General features: G+C 55.6%; 13 protein-coding genes and 1 other RNA gene. 7 read left to right on the top strand and 7 right to left on the bottom strand.

Features of this window, described 5'->3' with window-relative positions; all coding sequences use genetic code 11:
- Positions 1-10: 10 nt before the first annotated feature.
- From tdcB to garL, 6 genes are all read right to left on the bottom strand, one after another.
- Positions 11-1000 carry a bifunctional threonine ammonia-lyase/L-serine ammonia-lyase TdcB gene (gene tdcB, locus O1722_RS02955; RefSeq protein ID WP_032655731.1) on the bottom strand — a complete coding sequence of 330 codons (990 nt, stop codon included), beginning with the start codon at positions 998-1000 and terminating at the stop codon, positions 11-13.
- A 96-nt stretch (positions 1001-1096) separates the two neighbouring features.
- Positions 1097-2017: a transcriptional regulator TdcA gene (tdcA, locus tag O1722_RS02950; protein ID WP_006812085.1), complete on the bottom strand. Its 921-nt coding sequence runs from the start codon at positions 2015-2017 to the stop codon at positions 1097-1099.
- Between the two features lie 672 nt (positions 2018-2689).
- Positions 2690-3066, bottom strand: an RNA gene (rnpB, locus tag O1722_RS02945) — RNase P RNA component class A.
- Between the two features lie 32 nt (positions 3067-3098).
- Entirely contained in the window at positions 3099-4244 is a 1146-nt protein-coding gene (garK, locus tag O1722_RS02940; RefSeq protein WP_032672038.1) for a glycerate 2-kinase, read from the bottom strand.
- A 56-nt stretch (positions 4245-4300) separates the two neighbouring features.
- Positions 4301-5191 (bottom strand): 2-hydroxy-3-oxopropionate reductase, encoded by an 891-nt coding sequence (garR, locus tag O1722_RS02935; protein WP_015571956.1) that lies wholly within the window; start codon positions 5189-5191, stop codon positions 4301-4303.
- A 21-nt stretch (positions 5192-5212) separates the two neighbouring features.
- Complete coding sequence (gene garL / locus O1722_RS02930) at positions 5213-5983, bottom strand: 2-dehydro-3-deoxyglucarate aldolase (RefSeq protein ID WP_003862676.1); 771 nt, start codon at positions 5981-5983, stop codon at positions 5213-5215.
- 367 nt (positions 5984-6350) lie between these two features.
- Here garL and garD point away from each other — a divergent pair, with 367 nt between their 5' ends.
- Entirely contained in the window at positions 6351-7922 is a 1572-nt protein-coding gene (garD, locus tag O1722_RS02925) for a galactarate dehydratase (RefSeq protein ID WP_032669108.1), read from the top strand.
- Between the two features lie 540 nt (positions 7923-8462).
- Here the strand turns inward: garD and O1722_RS02920 are convergent.
- On the bottom strand, positions 8463-9266 hold the full coding sequence (locus O1722_RS02920; RefSeq protein ID WP_017693937.1) for a DeoR family transcriptional regulator: 804 nt from the start codon (positions 9264-9266) through the stop codon (positions 8463-8465).
- 239 nt (positions 9267-9505) lie between these two features.
- Here O1722_RS02920 and kbaZ point away from each other — a divergent pair, with 239 nt between their 5' ends.
- Genes kbaZ through nagA form a run of 6 tightly spaced genes read left to right on the top strand, consistent with a single transcriptional unit; the run spans position 9506 to position 14546 of the window.
- The gene (gene kbaZ / locus O1722_RS02915) at positions 9506-10813 is read left to right on the top strand and encodes a tagatose-bisphosphate aldolase subunit KbaZ (RefSeq protein ID WP_032649636.1); all 1308 of its coding nucleotides are present in this window, start codon (positions 9506-9508) and stop codon (positions 10811-10813) included.
- Between the two features lie 19 nt (positions 10814-10832).
- A complete protein-coding gene (gene agaV, locus O1722_RS02910; RefSeq protein WP_003861728.1) occupies positions 10833-11306 on the top strand; it encodes a PTS N-acetylgalactosamine transporter subunit IIB in 474 nt (157 codons plus the stop codon).
- 10 nt (positions 11307-11316) lie between these two features.
- Positions 11317-12096, top strand: a complete 780-nt coding sequence (gene agaW, locus O1722_RS02905; protein ID WP_003861730.1) for a PTS N-acetylgalactosamine transporter subunit IIC — start codon at positions 11317-11319, stop codon at positions 12094-12096.
- A complete protein-coding gene (gene agaE, locus O1722_RS02900; RefSeq protein ID WP_017693933.1) occupies positions 12086-12964 on the top strand; it encodes a PTS N-acetylgalactosamine transporter subunit IID in 879 nt (292 codons plus the stop codon). Before agaW ends, agaE begins: the two co-directional genes overlap by 11 nt.
- Before the next feature lie 17 nt (positions 12965-12981).
- Entirely contained in the window at positions 12982-13416 is a 435-nt protein-coding gene (agaF, locus tag O1722_RS02895; RefSeq protein WP_032104425.1) for a PTS galactosamine/N-acetylgalactosamine transporter subunit IIA, read from the top strand.
- Positions 13413-14546 (top strand): N-acetylglucosamine-6-phosphate deacetylase, encoded by a 1134-nt coding sequence (nagA, locus tag O1722_RS02890; RefSeq protein WP_033487749.1) that lies wholly within the window; start codon positions 13413-13415, stop codon positions 14544-14546. Before agaF ends, nagA begins: the two co-directional genes overlap by 4 nt.
- Positions 14547-14721 lie beyond the last annotated feature (175 nt).

Here is a 14721-nt window from a genome sequence, read left to right as displayed (position 1 = left end):
AAGTCATCCTTTATGCGTCAACGAAGCCGGTAATTTGGGAAACACGGGAGAGATCGATATTGCCGCCGGAAATAATGCAGACGGTTTTTCGGCCCTGAATATAGTGGTCCAGCTTGCCGCTTAATAACGCCGCGCACGCCAGCGCACCGGCACCTTCCGTGACCACCTTATTTCGCTGAATAAGCGCGATCATGCTGTTGCGAATCTCGTCTTCGCTGACCAGCACAATGTCATCGACTAATTCACGAACAATTTCGAAGGTTAAATTACCTGGGCGAGACACGTCGCAGCCGTCAGCTAATGTGCCGGTAATACGATGACTGGTTATTTCTCCGGCCTGATACGATGCCGCCATTCCGTGCACATTTTCAGACTGCACGCCGATAATATTGATAGTTGGGTTGATGGATTTAATTGCTGTCGCAATACCGGCAATTAAACCGCCGCCGCCGATGGGGACAATCACGTTATCCACGTCATATAAATCTTCGAGGATTTCCAGGCCGATGGTGCCCTGGCCGGCAATGACTTTCGGATCGTCGTAAGGCGGGATAAAAATGCGCCCTTCCATCTCGACGATTTCGCTCACTTTGGCGATGGTGTCGTTAAAGTTCTCGCCGTGCAGCACCACTTCGGCAGAGTAGTCACGCGTGGCGGCAACCTTGGATTTCGGCGCGCCCATCGGCATGACCACTTTGCCGTCGATGCCGAGCATGGCGCAGGAGAGAGAGACCCCCTGCGCGTGGTTCCCTGCGGAACAGGCCACCACGCCCTTGCGTTTTTCCGCATCGGTCAGCGAGCTTAATTTATTAAAAGCCCCACGTATTTTAAACGAACCGGTACGCTGCATATTTTCAAATTTCAGGAATATCTCACCCTTACACCGTTCGCTCAGATAATTCGAGCGCGGCATACCGGTTTTATAGATCTTTCCCGCCAGTCTTTTTCTGGCGTCCTGAATATCTTCAATGGTCACCGGGAGATCGTAAGTAATGTGCATAATATCCTCGTTATAATAATTCATTGTTTTCAGGCAAAGTCAGGGTATCAGAGCGTTAAAAAGCGTCGCTCCGGGTGTTTTAAATCATCATTATTTCTATCGTCGTTTTTCGATATTCATCGACGAATATTGTTTTGCCAGTTCAACTAATACTGACGCCGATTTTTTAATACTGTAATTTTTTGACCACACGGCGGCATAACGCGCCACGGGTAATTCATCTTCCACCGGCAGAACAATAAACTGGTCCGAGCCGAATGGCGCAATCATGTCACGGGGGATCACCGTCAGGTAATCGGCATTGAGGACAAGGTTATAGATGGTGACGACGGAATCGGTCTGGACGATGTTTTCAATGCTGATGTGGTTGTCTTGCAGGGTGGTCAGGAGTTCGTTGTAGTAGCCCATATCGGTTTGCGGCATCACCCACTGCTCGTGCGTGAGCGATGCCAGTCTGGTCGGGCCGGTGCACGTTCGTGATTTACTCGCCACCAGCACAAACTCGGATTCAAACAGTGGCTCAACGTGAAGATCCTGAAGCTGCATCCCGTCGCTCAGCGTGCCGATGGCGAAATCCAGCCGGCCATCGCGAATGGCGGGCAGGAATGAAGAGAGCTGCGCTTCATACATTGAGACGCGCGCTTTCGGGAACACTTCCTTGAATTTTTTGATCATCCCGGACAGGAAGGTGAAGCCAATCAGCGACGGATAGCCAAAAGAGACGTCCATGACGGTACTGAAACTGAGGCTGTTAATCTCGCTCACCATGTTTTTCATTTCGCGGGTGATCGACTCAGCGTAGGACAGCAGCACCTGACCGGCGGCAGTGAGTTTTACGCCGGTGTTCTTACGCACCATCACTTCCACCCCAAAGTAGGATTCGATGTCGCTGATGATTTTGCTGACGGCAGGTTGCGTCAGCCCCAGTTGTCTTGCAGCAGAACCTATGGAGCCACTTTTGATGACTTCCTGAAATACCACGAGGTGCTGTGTTTTCGGTAGAATAATAGTATTCATAATATTCTGCGCTTATTTCCCTATGACGCAGCGGATTCTACCCAATATTGTTTCAGGGGGTATGTGCTGTTACTCACAATTTGCCAGGACGCTCTGTTTTCAACCGCACCCAAAATCTATTTATGTCTTTATAAATCAAATGCTTATTACAATAAAAATACACATTTACGCTGACATTGATCAATAAAAAACGCGGTAATAAATTTATTTTATGGCAATAACCAGCGTGAATTTTTTTGCCTTAAAAATATTAATAAAGGCTATCTTTCAGGCAATTAAAGGTTAATAAAACACCATTATTCCTTTAAAACATTTTTGTGGTTTATCAACTTTACCAGGAATATTTATTCACTTTCCGGTTAAAGAGTGGGATATATCACACATTCACCAGAAGAATGTTTTTAGATTCAATATTAAATTATCAAATGAATAACATTCGGCATCACTGACTAAACATTTACAACATCTGCTCAACACTAAAATTTTCTAATTTTATAGCGTTAAATTTTGTGATTGCGATCATGCGCAGCAGATGAGAGGAACACACAGTCAACCAAATAGTGAAATGTGCTTGGCGTCGCAAAATTGAGAATTGATGTCGTTTGGCGCTTCGCTTACCCGGCCTGCAACCTTCTGAAAGCAAAAACCCCGCCGAAGCGGGGTTTCGTAAGAAGTTGAAGCTGACCGATAAGCCGGGTTCTGTCGTGGACAGTCATTCATCTAGGCCAGCAATCGCTCACTGGCTCAAGCAGCCTACCCGGGTTCAGTACGGGCCGTACCATGTGAACCCCTATTTGGCCTTGCTCCGGGTGGAGTTTACCGTGCCACGGACTGTTACCAGCCGCGCGGTGCGCTCTTACCGCACCCTTTCACCCTTACCTGATCCCGCTTGCGCGGGCCATCGGCGGTTTGCTCTCTGTTGCACTGGTCGTGGGTTTCCCCCCCAGGCGTTACCTGGCACCCTGCCCTGTGGAGCCCGGACTTTCCTCCCCTCCGCCCGTCTCCCCCGAAAGGGACGACGACGAAGCGGCGACTGTCTGGTCAGCTTCGGCGCGCAGTATAGAGGGTTTGCGCGCCGCTGTCACCCCTGGCTACGCATGCCTACCTGCAATGTGGCCGCGATATTCCGCGAGGCGCGGTAAATGTTGTCATATGCTCCCTGGAACGCCTCTTCCAGTGAACCGATACTGGTCAGTACGCTGAACACCGCGTCGATGCCGTACTGATGCACCACACCCACATCCTGCGTCAGACTTCCGGCAATCCCGATCACCGGCTTATGGTATTTTTTGGCGACGCTCGCCACGCCGACGGGCACTTTGCCATTAATGCTCTGGCTGTCGATGCGCCCTTCCCCGGTCAGCACCCACGTGCAGTCGTGAATATGTTCTTCAAGATTGAGCGCCTGAGTGACAATCTCGATGCCGCTTTTCAGCTCAGCGCCCAGGAAGGCCATCAGCGCTGCGCCCATGCCGCCCGCGGCGCCAGCCCCCGGAACCCGGTTGACGTCAATGCGCAGCGATTTTTTGATCACCCCGGCGTAGTGGCTAAGATTGGCGTCGAGTTCGAGGATCATCTCCTCCGTGGCGCCTTTTTGCGGGCCAAAGATACGCGACGCGCCGCTTTCACCGACCAGCGGATTCGTCACGTCACAGGCGACGCGGATTGCGCATCCCTGAAGACGCGGATCGAGATCGGAAATATCAATCCGGTTAAGCGCCATCAGGCTGCCGCCGCCGTAGCCGATCTCCGTCCCGTTCGCATCCGTAAACTTCGCGCCCAGCGCCTGCATCATGCCTGCGCCCCCATCGTTGGTTGCGCTCCCGCCGATACCGATAATGATGTTGCGCGCGCCTTTATCCAGCGCGCTGAGGATCAGCTCCCCCGTCCCGCGCGACGTCGTGACCAGCGGGTTACGCTGCGCGGGAGGAACAAGCACCAGGCCGCTGGCGGCGGCCATCTCGATAAACGCGGTGGTACCGTCGCCCGAGATCCCCCAACTGGCCTTCACCTTTTCCCCTAACGGGCCGGTGACGACAGCCTGCTGCCAGGTGCCCTGCGTCGCAGCGATCATCGCTTCAACTGTACCTTCTCCGCCGTCAGCAACGGGAACAGACACGTAATGAGCGTCGGGGAAAATTTCCCGAAATCCTTTTTCTATCGCCTGCGCCACCTCGGTGGCAGACAGGCTTTCTTTATAAGAGTCTGGCGCGATTACGATTTTCATAGTTGTATGCCTGAGCCGTAGGCCCGGTAAGCGTAACGCCACCGGGCAGGACGTCATTAGCGAGCAATTTCAACCTTCGCCAGTTTTTCGTAATAGCACGCTAACGCGCTGTGATCGGCGGTGCCCAGACCGTCCGCACGCAGCGCCTGCATCATCTCCATGACGGCGGCAGTCAGCGGCAGCTGCGCGCCCACGCCGTGGGAGGTATCCAGCGCATTCGCCAGATCCTTAATGTGCAGATCGATGCGGAAGCCCGGCCTGAAGTTACGATCCATCACCATCGGCGCCTTGGCATCCAGCACGGTGCTGCCCGCCAGACCACCGCGAATGGCCTGATAGACCAGATCCGGATTAACGCCCGCTTTGGTGGCCAGCGTCAGCGCTTCGGACATGGCCGCGATGTTCAACGCCACAATCACCTGGTTTGCCAGCTTGGTGACGTTGCCTGCGCCAATTTCACCGGTGTGCACCACGGAGCCAGCCATGGCTTTCATCAGGTCGTAGTATTTGTCGAACACAGCTTTATCGCCCCCCACCATCACCGACAGGGTGCCGTCGATGGCTTTCGGTTCGCCGCCGCTGACCGGCGCATCCAGCATTTCCACGCCTTTCACTTTCAGCGCCTCGCTGATTTCGCGGCTTGCCAGCGGTGCGATAGAACTCATGTCGATCACCACCAGACCCGGCTTCGCGCCGTCGATAATGCCGTTCTCACCCAGCGCCACCTCTTTCACGTGCGGGGAGTTTGGCAGCATGGTGATAATCACGTCGCACTGCTCAGCAATCGCTTTTGCGGTTGTCGCCGTTTCTGCCCCAGCCGCAATCACCTCTGCCACCGCGTCTGAATTACGATCTAAAACCACCAGTGAGTAACCTGCTTTGATGAGGTTTTTGCTCATTGGTTTGCCCATGATACCCAGGCCAATAAAACCCACTTTCAGCGTCATAATCTGTTTCCTCAATGATGGTTATTTTTTAAAAGCGTCCGCTAATTTCTGCGTGGCGGCGCGGAATACGCCGAGATCGCTGCCCACGGCGACAAACGTTGCGCCCCACTCCAGGTAGCGGCGGGCATCGGCTTCCACTGGCGCCAGAATGCCGCACGGTTTACCGTGCGCTTTGGCACGGGCAAAAATGTGCTGAATTGCGCGCTGCACGTCCGGATGGCTGGCGTTGCCCAGATGACCAAAGGCGGCCGCCAGATCGCTCGGGCCGACGAAAATGCCGTCTACCCCCTCCGTCGCGGCAATAGCGTCGACGTTATCGACCCCCTGCTGGCTCTCGATCTGAACCAGAATGGTGATGTTCTTGTTGGACTGAGCGAAATAGTCCGGCACGGTGCCAAACATGTTGGCGCGGTGCGAGACGGACACGCCGCGGATCCCTTCCGGTGGATAGCGGGTCGCCGCCACGGCCAGCACCGCTTCTTCTTCCGTTTCAACAAACGGGATCAGGAAGTTGTAGAAGCCGATATCCAGCAGACGCTTGATGATCACCGGCTCGTTGGTGGGCACACGCACCACCGGCGCGCTGTGGCTGCCTTTCAGCGCCATCAGCTGCGGAATAAACGTGTTGATATCGTTTGGCGCATGTTCGCCGTCCAGCACCAGCCAGTCGAACCCGGCCAGGCCCAGCACTTCGGTGCTAATGGGGTTAGCCAGCGCAGACCAGCAGCCAATCTGAATCTGGTGCGCCGCGAGGGCCGCTTTAAATTTATTCGGGAAGATGTCGTTACTCATTACTTATACCTTTTTTAATTCCGCAGTTTTAGCCAGTAGCTTTTCTTATTTATTCCGACTCAGCGTCAGCGTTATATTTATTTTCCTGACTGAATTTTGGCGTTATAAAATCGTCATTCAGTATAATCGTCACCACCCGGCAGCACATTGTCTCAATGCTCAATTATCCAACGGGAGTAGCACGCTATTTTGAGCATATGCCCAACACAGTGGGCGCTGATGCACAGAATCAACGATTAGTGGTTCGGGAGCGATCGCGATCACATTCTCACCTTTCCTCTCCTGGCATTCTTTATTTCCTCAATAAGAAACAATTAACCATCTGGCTATATTTAGTATCAGATATTTTGCTGGAGAAGAGTGAACAATGGCCGATATTGAAATTCGACAGGCGTCGCCGACGGCGTTCTATATAAAAGTGCACGATACCGATAACGTGGCGATTATTGTCAACGACAATGGCTTAAAAGCTGGCACCCGCTTTCCGGATGGCCTGGAGCTGATTGAGCACATTCCGCAGGGGCATAAAGTCGCACTGGTCGATATCCCGGCGCAGGGCGAAATCGTGCGCTACGGCGAAGTCATCGGCTATGCGGTGCGCGCTATCCCGCAGGGTAGCTGGATTGAAGAGTCGCTGGTTGAGCTACCCACCGCCCCGCCGCTGGAGACGTTGCCGCTGGCTACCCGCGTCCCTGAGCCGTTGCCTCCGCTGGAGGGTTATACCTTCGAGGGTTACCGCAACGCGGATGGCAGCGTGGGAACCAAAAACCTGCTTGGCATCACCACCAGCGTGCATTGCGTGGCGGGCGTAGTGGATTATGTGGTGAAAATTATTGAGCGCGATCTGTTGCCGAAATACCCCAACGTTGACGGCGTGGTGGGTCTTAACCACCTGTACGGCTGCGGCGTGGCGATCAACGCGCCCGCAGCGGTCGTGCCGATCCGCACGATTCACAATATCGCCCTTAACCCAAACTTTGGCGGTGAGGTCATGGTGATTGGTCTCGGCTGTGAAAAATTGCAGCCAGAACGCCTGTTGCAGGGTACTGAGGATGTGAAAGCCATTCCGGTTGACGATGCCAGTGTTGTGCGACTTCAGGATGAACACCATGTCGGCTTCAGATCGATGGTCGACGACATTTTACAGGTGGCAGAGCACCATCTGGAGAAGCTGAACAAACGCCAGCGTGAAACCTGCCCGGCCTCTGAACTGGTCGTTGGGACACAGTGTGGCGGCAGCGATGCGTTTTCCGGCGTCACCGCCAACCCGGCAGTCGGTTATGCCTCCGATCTGTTCGTGCGCTGCGGCGCCACGGTGATGTTCTCCGAAGTCACCGAAGTACGTGATGCTATCCACCTGCTCACGCCGCGCGCCGTCAACGAAGAGGTGGGCAAACGCCTGCTGGAGGAGATGGCCTGGTACGATAACTATCTCGACATGGGCAAAACCGACCGCAGCGCCAACCCGTCTCCGGGTAACAAGAAAGGCGGCCTGGCGAACGTGGTGGAAAAGGCCCTCGGGTCGATTGCCAAATCCGGCCAGAGCGCGATTGTGGAAGTGCTCTCCCCTGGCCAGCGACCAACCAAACGCGGTCTGATCTACGCGGCAACGCCTGCCAGTGATTTCGTGTGCGGCACCCAGCAGGTAGCGTCCGGCATTACGGTACAGGTCTTTACCACCGGGCGCGGCACGCCGTACGGCCTGATGGCGGTACCGGTGATCAAAATGGCGACCCGCACCGAGCTGGCAAACCGCTGGTATGACTTAATGGATATCAACGCGGGCACCATCGCCACCGGGGAAGAGAGTATTGAAGAAGTGGGCTGGAAGCTGTTCCACTTCATTCTGGATGTGGCAAGCGGGCGGAAGAAAACCTTCTCCGATCAATGGGGATTGCATAACTCGCTGGCGGTGTTTAACCCGGCGCCGGTGACCTGATGGCCCCTCACCCTACCCTCTCCCCACCGGGGAGAGGGTAAAAAACCGCACCGGGCAGTCCTCTCCCCCCTATGGGGCTGAGGGTTCCCCACAAAATAATGCCTGCACAGACGACCCCCTCTCCCTTGAGGGAGAGGGCTGGGGTGAGGGGGAACATACGGCTCTGGTGGTCATTCCGTTCACTTTATGTTCCTTGCTACTCTGTCACGACATGAGCGGTGAACGTGCCAGGGTGGCTCAGTCGCCACCACCCTGGCGACCCGGGCTTCCGGCGGAAAATCGCCGCTTCGCGGTACCTTCGGCTTATTCCTTCCGGCTTATCGGGGACGGGCGGAGGTAACATCCCTGTAAAGCCCGCCCTCTCGGCGCATCCCTGCGCCTCGCCCCGGCCTACAGGAAACGCCTCAGCGATTTACAGCCGGACCGAGGCATCGCTGAAAGCCCTCAGTTATTCTGAGGCAACGTTATAGCTTTTGCTTTCAAATTACTGGGGAACCCTCTCCCTATGGGGAGAGGGTTAGGGAGAGGGGAAAAGCCTCTTTAGACCAGCACCACATCGATCCCGCTTTTGCGTAATCCTTCAAGGCTTTCCGCCGGAATGCCTTCATCAACGATAATCATGTCGATCCGCTGAGTATCAATGATTTTATGCAGGCTTGAACGGTTAAACTTGCTGGAGTCAGTGACAACGATAATACGCTCCGCCACCTCGCACATTTTGCGGTTCAGACGGGCTTCATCCTCGTTGTGCGTACTCACCCCCCGGTCGAGATCGATGGCATCGACGCCCAGGAACAGCAGGTCAAAATGGTAATTCTGTAAGGACTGCTCCGCCTGATCGCCATAGAAGGACTGCGACTGACGGCGCAAGTGCCCGCCGGTCATCAGCAGCTCTACGCCCTCCGCTTCCAGCAGCGCGTTTGCCACATTCATCCCGTTGGTCATGGCAATGACATCGGTGTGCTGGCGCAGCATGCGGGCAATTTCAAAGGTTGTGGTGCCGGAGTCCAGAATAATGCGGTGACCCGGCTTCACCAGTTCAGCCGCCGCCTGCGCGATGCTGCGCTTCACTGCCGTATTAAGGGAACTTTTGTCCTCAACGGACGGCTCCACGCCGGGGGCATTGCCTTCGCAAATCAGCGCGCCGCCGTAAGCGCGAACGGCAATCCCCTGCTTTTCCAGAAAGGCCAGATCGTTACGGATCGTCACCGTCGACACGCCGAATAAAAGAGAAAGATCGTTAACCTGCACGCTTCCCTGCGCCCGCAACCGCTGAATAATCTGCTCTCGCCTTTCACTGGTGCCGGTGATGCGCTTCTCTGCGGACGAATCGGTGCTGCTCATACGAGCTCCTTAGTAAATACACTTTCGTTTCATTTCGTTTTGCTTATTAACGCCTTTCTTTTGAGGGAATGCAAGCCCTGTATGGTGTGCGGACGCAAGCTTAATCGCCGCTGAAACCTTTCATTATGTTTCTTTTGTGAAACAGATCGGAAAACTATTATCTTTCGTTTTATTTTTACCTCACCATAATGCAGTATCAAATGAAACAAAACGAAAGATGAATGCCAACACCATCCGAAATGGAGAGGAAAGTGAAACATCTGACAGAAATGGTGGAACAACATAAACGGGGGAATACAAACGGGATTTATGCCGTCTGTTCCGCACATCCACTGGTACTTGAAGCTGCACTACGTTACGCCCATTCACAACAGACGCCCCTGCTGATAGAAGCCACCTCAAACCAGGTGGATCAGTTTGGCGGTTATACCGGTATGACGCCCGCCGATTTTTATGGGTTTGTCTGCAAGCTGGCGGGATCTCTTGGTTTCCCCACCTCGCAGCTGATCCTTGGCGGCGATCATTTAGGTCCAAACCGCTGGCAAAACCTGCCGGCTTCGCAGGCGATGGCGAACGCCGACGATCTGATCAGAAGCTACGTGGCGGCCGGATTTAAAAAAATTCACCTCGATTGCAGCATGTCCTGCGAAGACGACCCGGTTCCGTTAACCGATGCAATCGTTGCCGGGCGTGCCGCTCGGCTGGCTAAAATTGCCGAAACCACCTGTCTCGAGCAATTTGGCGTAGCCGATCTGGTCTACGTTATCGGCACGGAAGTTCCGGTTCCCGGTGGGGCACACGAGACGCTGACCGAGCTTGAGGTCACCACGCCAGAGGCGGCACGCGCCACGCTTGAGGCACACCGCCACGCATTCGAGAAGGAAGGGTTAAGCGACATCTGGCCGCGCATTATTGGCCTGGTAGTTCAGCCTGGCGTTGAGTTCGACCATGCGCAGGTTTGTGACTATCAACCGCATAAAGCCGTCGCGCTGAGCGAGATGGTTGAAGCCTACGACACGCTTGTATTTGAAGCACACTCTACCGATTACCAGACGCCGCAGGCGCTGCGCCAGTTGGTGAAAGATCACTTCGCCATTCTGAAAGTCGGCCCTGCGCTAACCTTCGCGCTGCGCGAAGCGCTGTTCTCACTGGCAGCAATTGAAGAAGAGCTGCTGCCGGCAAAAGCCTGCTCAGGGCTGCGTCACGTCCTGGAAAACGTGATGCTCGATCGCCCGGAATACTGGCAAAGCCACTATCACGGCGACGGCAATGCCCGTCGCCTGGCGCGCGGTTACAGCTATTCCGACCGCGTGCGCTATTACTGGCCAGACAGCCAGATTGACGACGCCTTTGAGCGGCTGGTACGCAACCTGGCGGATGAACCGATCCCGCTGCCGCTGATCAGCCAGTATCTGCCGTTGCAGTACAGCAAAGTTCGCGATGGCGCTCTCAGGTCCACACCACGGGAACTCATCCTCGACCACATTCAGGACATACTCCAGCAGTACCATGCCGCCTGCGAAGGCGTAACGACTCAACACGCATAATTAAAAAGAGGAAAACGCTATGCCAAACATTGTCTTATGCCGCATTGATGAACGCCTGATCCACGGTCAGGTGGGCGTACAGTGGGTGGGGTTTGCGGGGGCGAACCTGGTGCTGGTGGCAAATGACGAGGTTGCAGACGATCCGGTTCAGCAAAACCTGATGGAGATGGTGCTGGCGGAAGGCATCGCCGTGCGTTTCTGGTCCCTGCAAAAAGTGATCGACAACATTCATCGCGCCGCCGACCGGCAGAAAATTCTGCTGGTCTGTAAAACACCGGCTGATTTTTTAACGCTGGTCGAGGGCGGCGTGCCCATCACCCGTATTAACGTCGGAAATATGCATTACGCCAGTGGCAAACAGCAAATTGCCAAAACGGTATCTGTAGACGCGAACGATATCGCCGCGTTTAACGGCCTGAAGGCGGCCGGAGTGGAATGCTTCGTTCAGGGCGTTCCAACAGAGACTGCTTTGGATCTCTTTAAACTGCTCTGAGGGATTCACAATGGAAATCAGTCTGTTGCAGGCTTTCGCGCTGGGGCTTCTCGCCTTTATAGCGGGCCTGGATATGTTTAACGGCTTAACACACATGCACCGTCCGGTGGTACTCGGGCCACTGGTTGGCCTGATTCTGGGCGATTTGCACACCGGAATTCTGACCGGCGGTACGTTAGAACTGGTCTGGATGGGACTCGCGCCGCTGGCGGGCGCGCAGCCGCCAAACGTGATTATCGGCACCATCGTTGGCACCACATTTGCCATTACTACAGGCGTGAAGCCGGATGTCGCCGTTGGGGTCGCCGTGCCGTTTGCCGTGGCGGTTCAGATGGGGATCACCTTCCTCTTCTCGGTGATGTCCGGCGTGATGTCCCGCTGCGATCGCATGGCGGCTAACGCAGACACCCGTGGTATTGAACGGGTCAACTATCTGGCACTGCTGGCGCTCGGCGTCTTCTACTTCCTGTGCGCGTTTCTGCCCATCTACTTCGGGGCTGAACATGCGAAAACCGCCATTGACGTGCTGCCGGAACGTCTGATCGACGGTCTCGGCGTCGCGGGCGGCATCATGCCAGCGATCGGCTTCGCCGTGCTGCTGAAGATCATGATGAAAAACGTTTACATCCCTTACTTCATTATCGGCTTTGTCGCCGCGGCCTGGCTGAAACTCCCGGTGCTGGCGATTGCCGCGGCTGCGCTGGCGATGGCGCTGATCGACCTGCTGCGCAAATCGCCTGAACCCACGGCGCCTGCGGCCCAGAAAGAGGAATTTGAAGATGGCATCTAATCACACCACCCTGCCGGGCGTGTCTGAAAGTGAAGAGACACTGCTGACCGGCGTGAATGAAAACGTCTACGAAGACCAGAGTATTGGCGCTGAGCTAACGAAAAAGGATATTAACCGTGTCGCCTGGCGTTCCATGCTGCTACAGGCCTCGTTTAACTACGAGCGTATGCAGGCCTCCGGCTGGCTGTATGGGCTACTGCCCGCGCTGAAAAAGATCCACACCAATAAGCGGGACCTGGCGCGCGCCATGAAAGGCCATATGGGCTTCTTCAACACCCACCCGTTCCTGGTGACCTTCGTCATCGGCATTATTCTGGCAATGGAGCGTTCCAAGCAGGATGTGAACAGCATCCAGAGCACTAAAATTGCCGTCGGCGCACCGCTCGGTGGCATTGGTGACGCCATGTTCTGGCTGACCCTGCTGCCCATCTGCGGGGGGATTGGCGCCAGCCTGGCGCTACAGGGATCCATTCTTGGCGCGGTGGTCTTTATCGTGCTGTTTAACGTGGTGCATCTCGGCCTGCGTTTTGGTCTGGCGCACTATGCCTATCGAATGGGTGTCGCCGCGATCCCGCTGATCAAGGCCAACACCAAAAAGGTTGGTCATGCTGCGTCCATTGTCGGGATGACAGTGATTGGTGCGCTGGTGGCAACCTATGTGCGCCTGAATACCACACTCGAGATTAAAGCCGGGGATGCGGTCGTCAAACTGCAAACCGATGTGATCGACAAACTGATGCCCGCTTTTCTGCCGCTGGTCTACACCCTGACCATGTTCTGGCTGGTACGCCGTGGCTGGAGCCCGCTGCGCCTGATTGGTATCACCGTGGTGCTGGGCGTTGTCGGTAAATTCTGTCACTTCCTGTAATAAGCAAAGAGGTTGCGATGTTAGGCATTATTTTGACGGGTCACGGCGGTTTTGCCAGCGGGCTGGAACAGGCGATGAAGCAAATCCTCGGCGAACAGCCGCAGTTTATCGCCATCGATTTTCCGGAAAGCTCCACCACTGCGCGGCTGACCGGGCAGCTTGAGCAGGCAGTGAATGAACTGGATGCAGAGCACGATATTGTGTTTCTTACCGATCTTCTCGGCGGTACGCCGTTTCGTGTGGCCTCTACCCTCGCGATGCAGCGCCCCGGCAGCGAAGTGATCACCGGCACCAATCTCCAGCTTTTGCTGGAGATGGTTCTGGAGCGCGACGGATTAAGCAGTGAAGCCTTTCGTTTGCAGGCGCTGGAGTGCGGCCATCGCGGCCTGACCAGCCTGGTGGATGAACTTGCACGCTGTCGCGAGGAAGCGCCCGCCGAGGAAGGGATATGAGCCAGCTGCTGCGCGCGCGTCGTCTGCTTACCGGGCAGGGCTGGCTGGATGACCATCAGCTGCGTATGGATAGAGGCGTCATCACCGCCATCGAGCCGATTCCGGCAGGGGTTAATACCCGCGAGGCAGACCTGCTTTGCCCGGCATACATTGATATCCACGTCCACGGCGGCGCGGGTGTGGATGTGATGGATGATGCGCCCGACGTGCTGGACCGGTTAGCCGTGCACAAAGCGCGTGAAGGCGTGGGGGCGTTTCTGCCTACCACCGTCACCGCTCCGCTGGAGGCGATCCATGGCGCGTTACGGCGCATTGCCCGTCGCTGTCATGCCGGTGGCCCCGGCGCGCAGATCCTGGGCAGCTATCTGGAAGGCCCGTACTTTACACCGCAGAACAAAGGGGCGCACCCGCCAGAACTGTTTCGCGAACTGGATCTCGCGGAACTTGATGAGCTGATTGCGGTTTCGCAGAACACGCTGCGGGTGGTGGCGCTTGCTCCGGAAAAAGTGGATGCCCTGAAGGCGATCCATCACCTCAAGCAAAAAGGGATACGCGTCATGCTGGGCCACAGCGCCGCTACATACGCGCAAACCCTGGCCGCATTTGATGCAGGCGCAGCCGGGCTGGTGCACTGCTACAACGGCATGACAGGGTTACACCACCGGGAGCCCGGCATGGTTGGCGCCGGGCTTACGGACCCACGCGCGTGGCTGGAGCTTATTGCCGACGGGCATCACGTTCATCCTGGAGCCATGCGGCTATGTTGTTGCTGCGCGAAGGATCGTACGGTGCTGATTACCGATGCCATGAAGGCGGCGGGTATGCCTGATGGGCGCTATACGTTGTGTGGTGAAAATGTCGAGATGCAGGGCGGCGTTGTCCGCACGGCCTCAGGCGGGCTGGCGGGCAGCACGCTCGCGCTGGATGCCGCCGTGCGGAATATGGTGGAGCATACGGGGATCGCCCCAGAAAACGCAATCCATATGGCCTCGCTGCATCCTGCCCGTCTGCTCGGTATGGATCACCTGCTGGGAACGTTAGCGCCAGGCAAACGCGCCAATGTTCTTGCGCTGGATGCGGGTTTACACCTCCGGCAGATCTGGATCCAGGGTCAGGCTCTTTCCCTGTAGCCTTTTCACAGTGTGTCCTGTTGGCCTTACGGAAGACGATCGTAAGGCCTTTCTTTTCCTTTCCTTGACTTTTACCTTTCCTTTCGCGATCACACTTTTCGTTTTATTTCTTTTTCGCCATTGAACTTTCGATTTCTTTTCTATAGATTTTCTTTAACTGCTAAAGTGAACAAGT

It is taken from the genome of Enterobacter cloacae complex sp. HYC003_NIDB (assembly GCF_056673375.1).
This window is presented reverse-complemented; position numbering and strand designations above follow the sequence as displayed.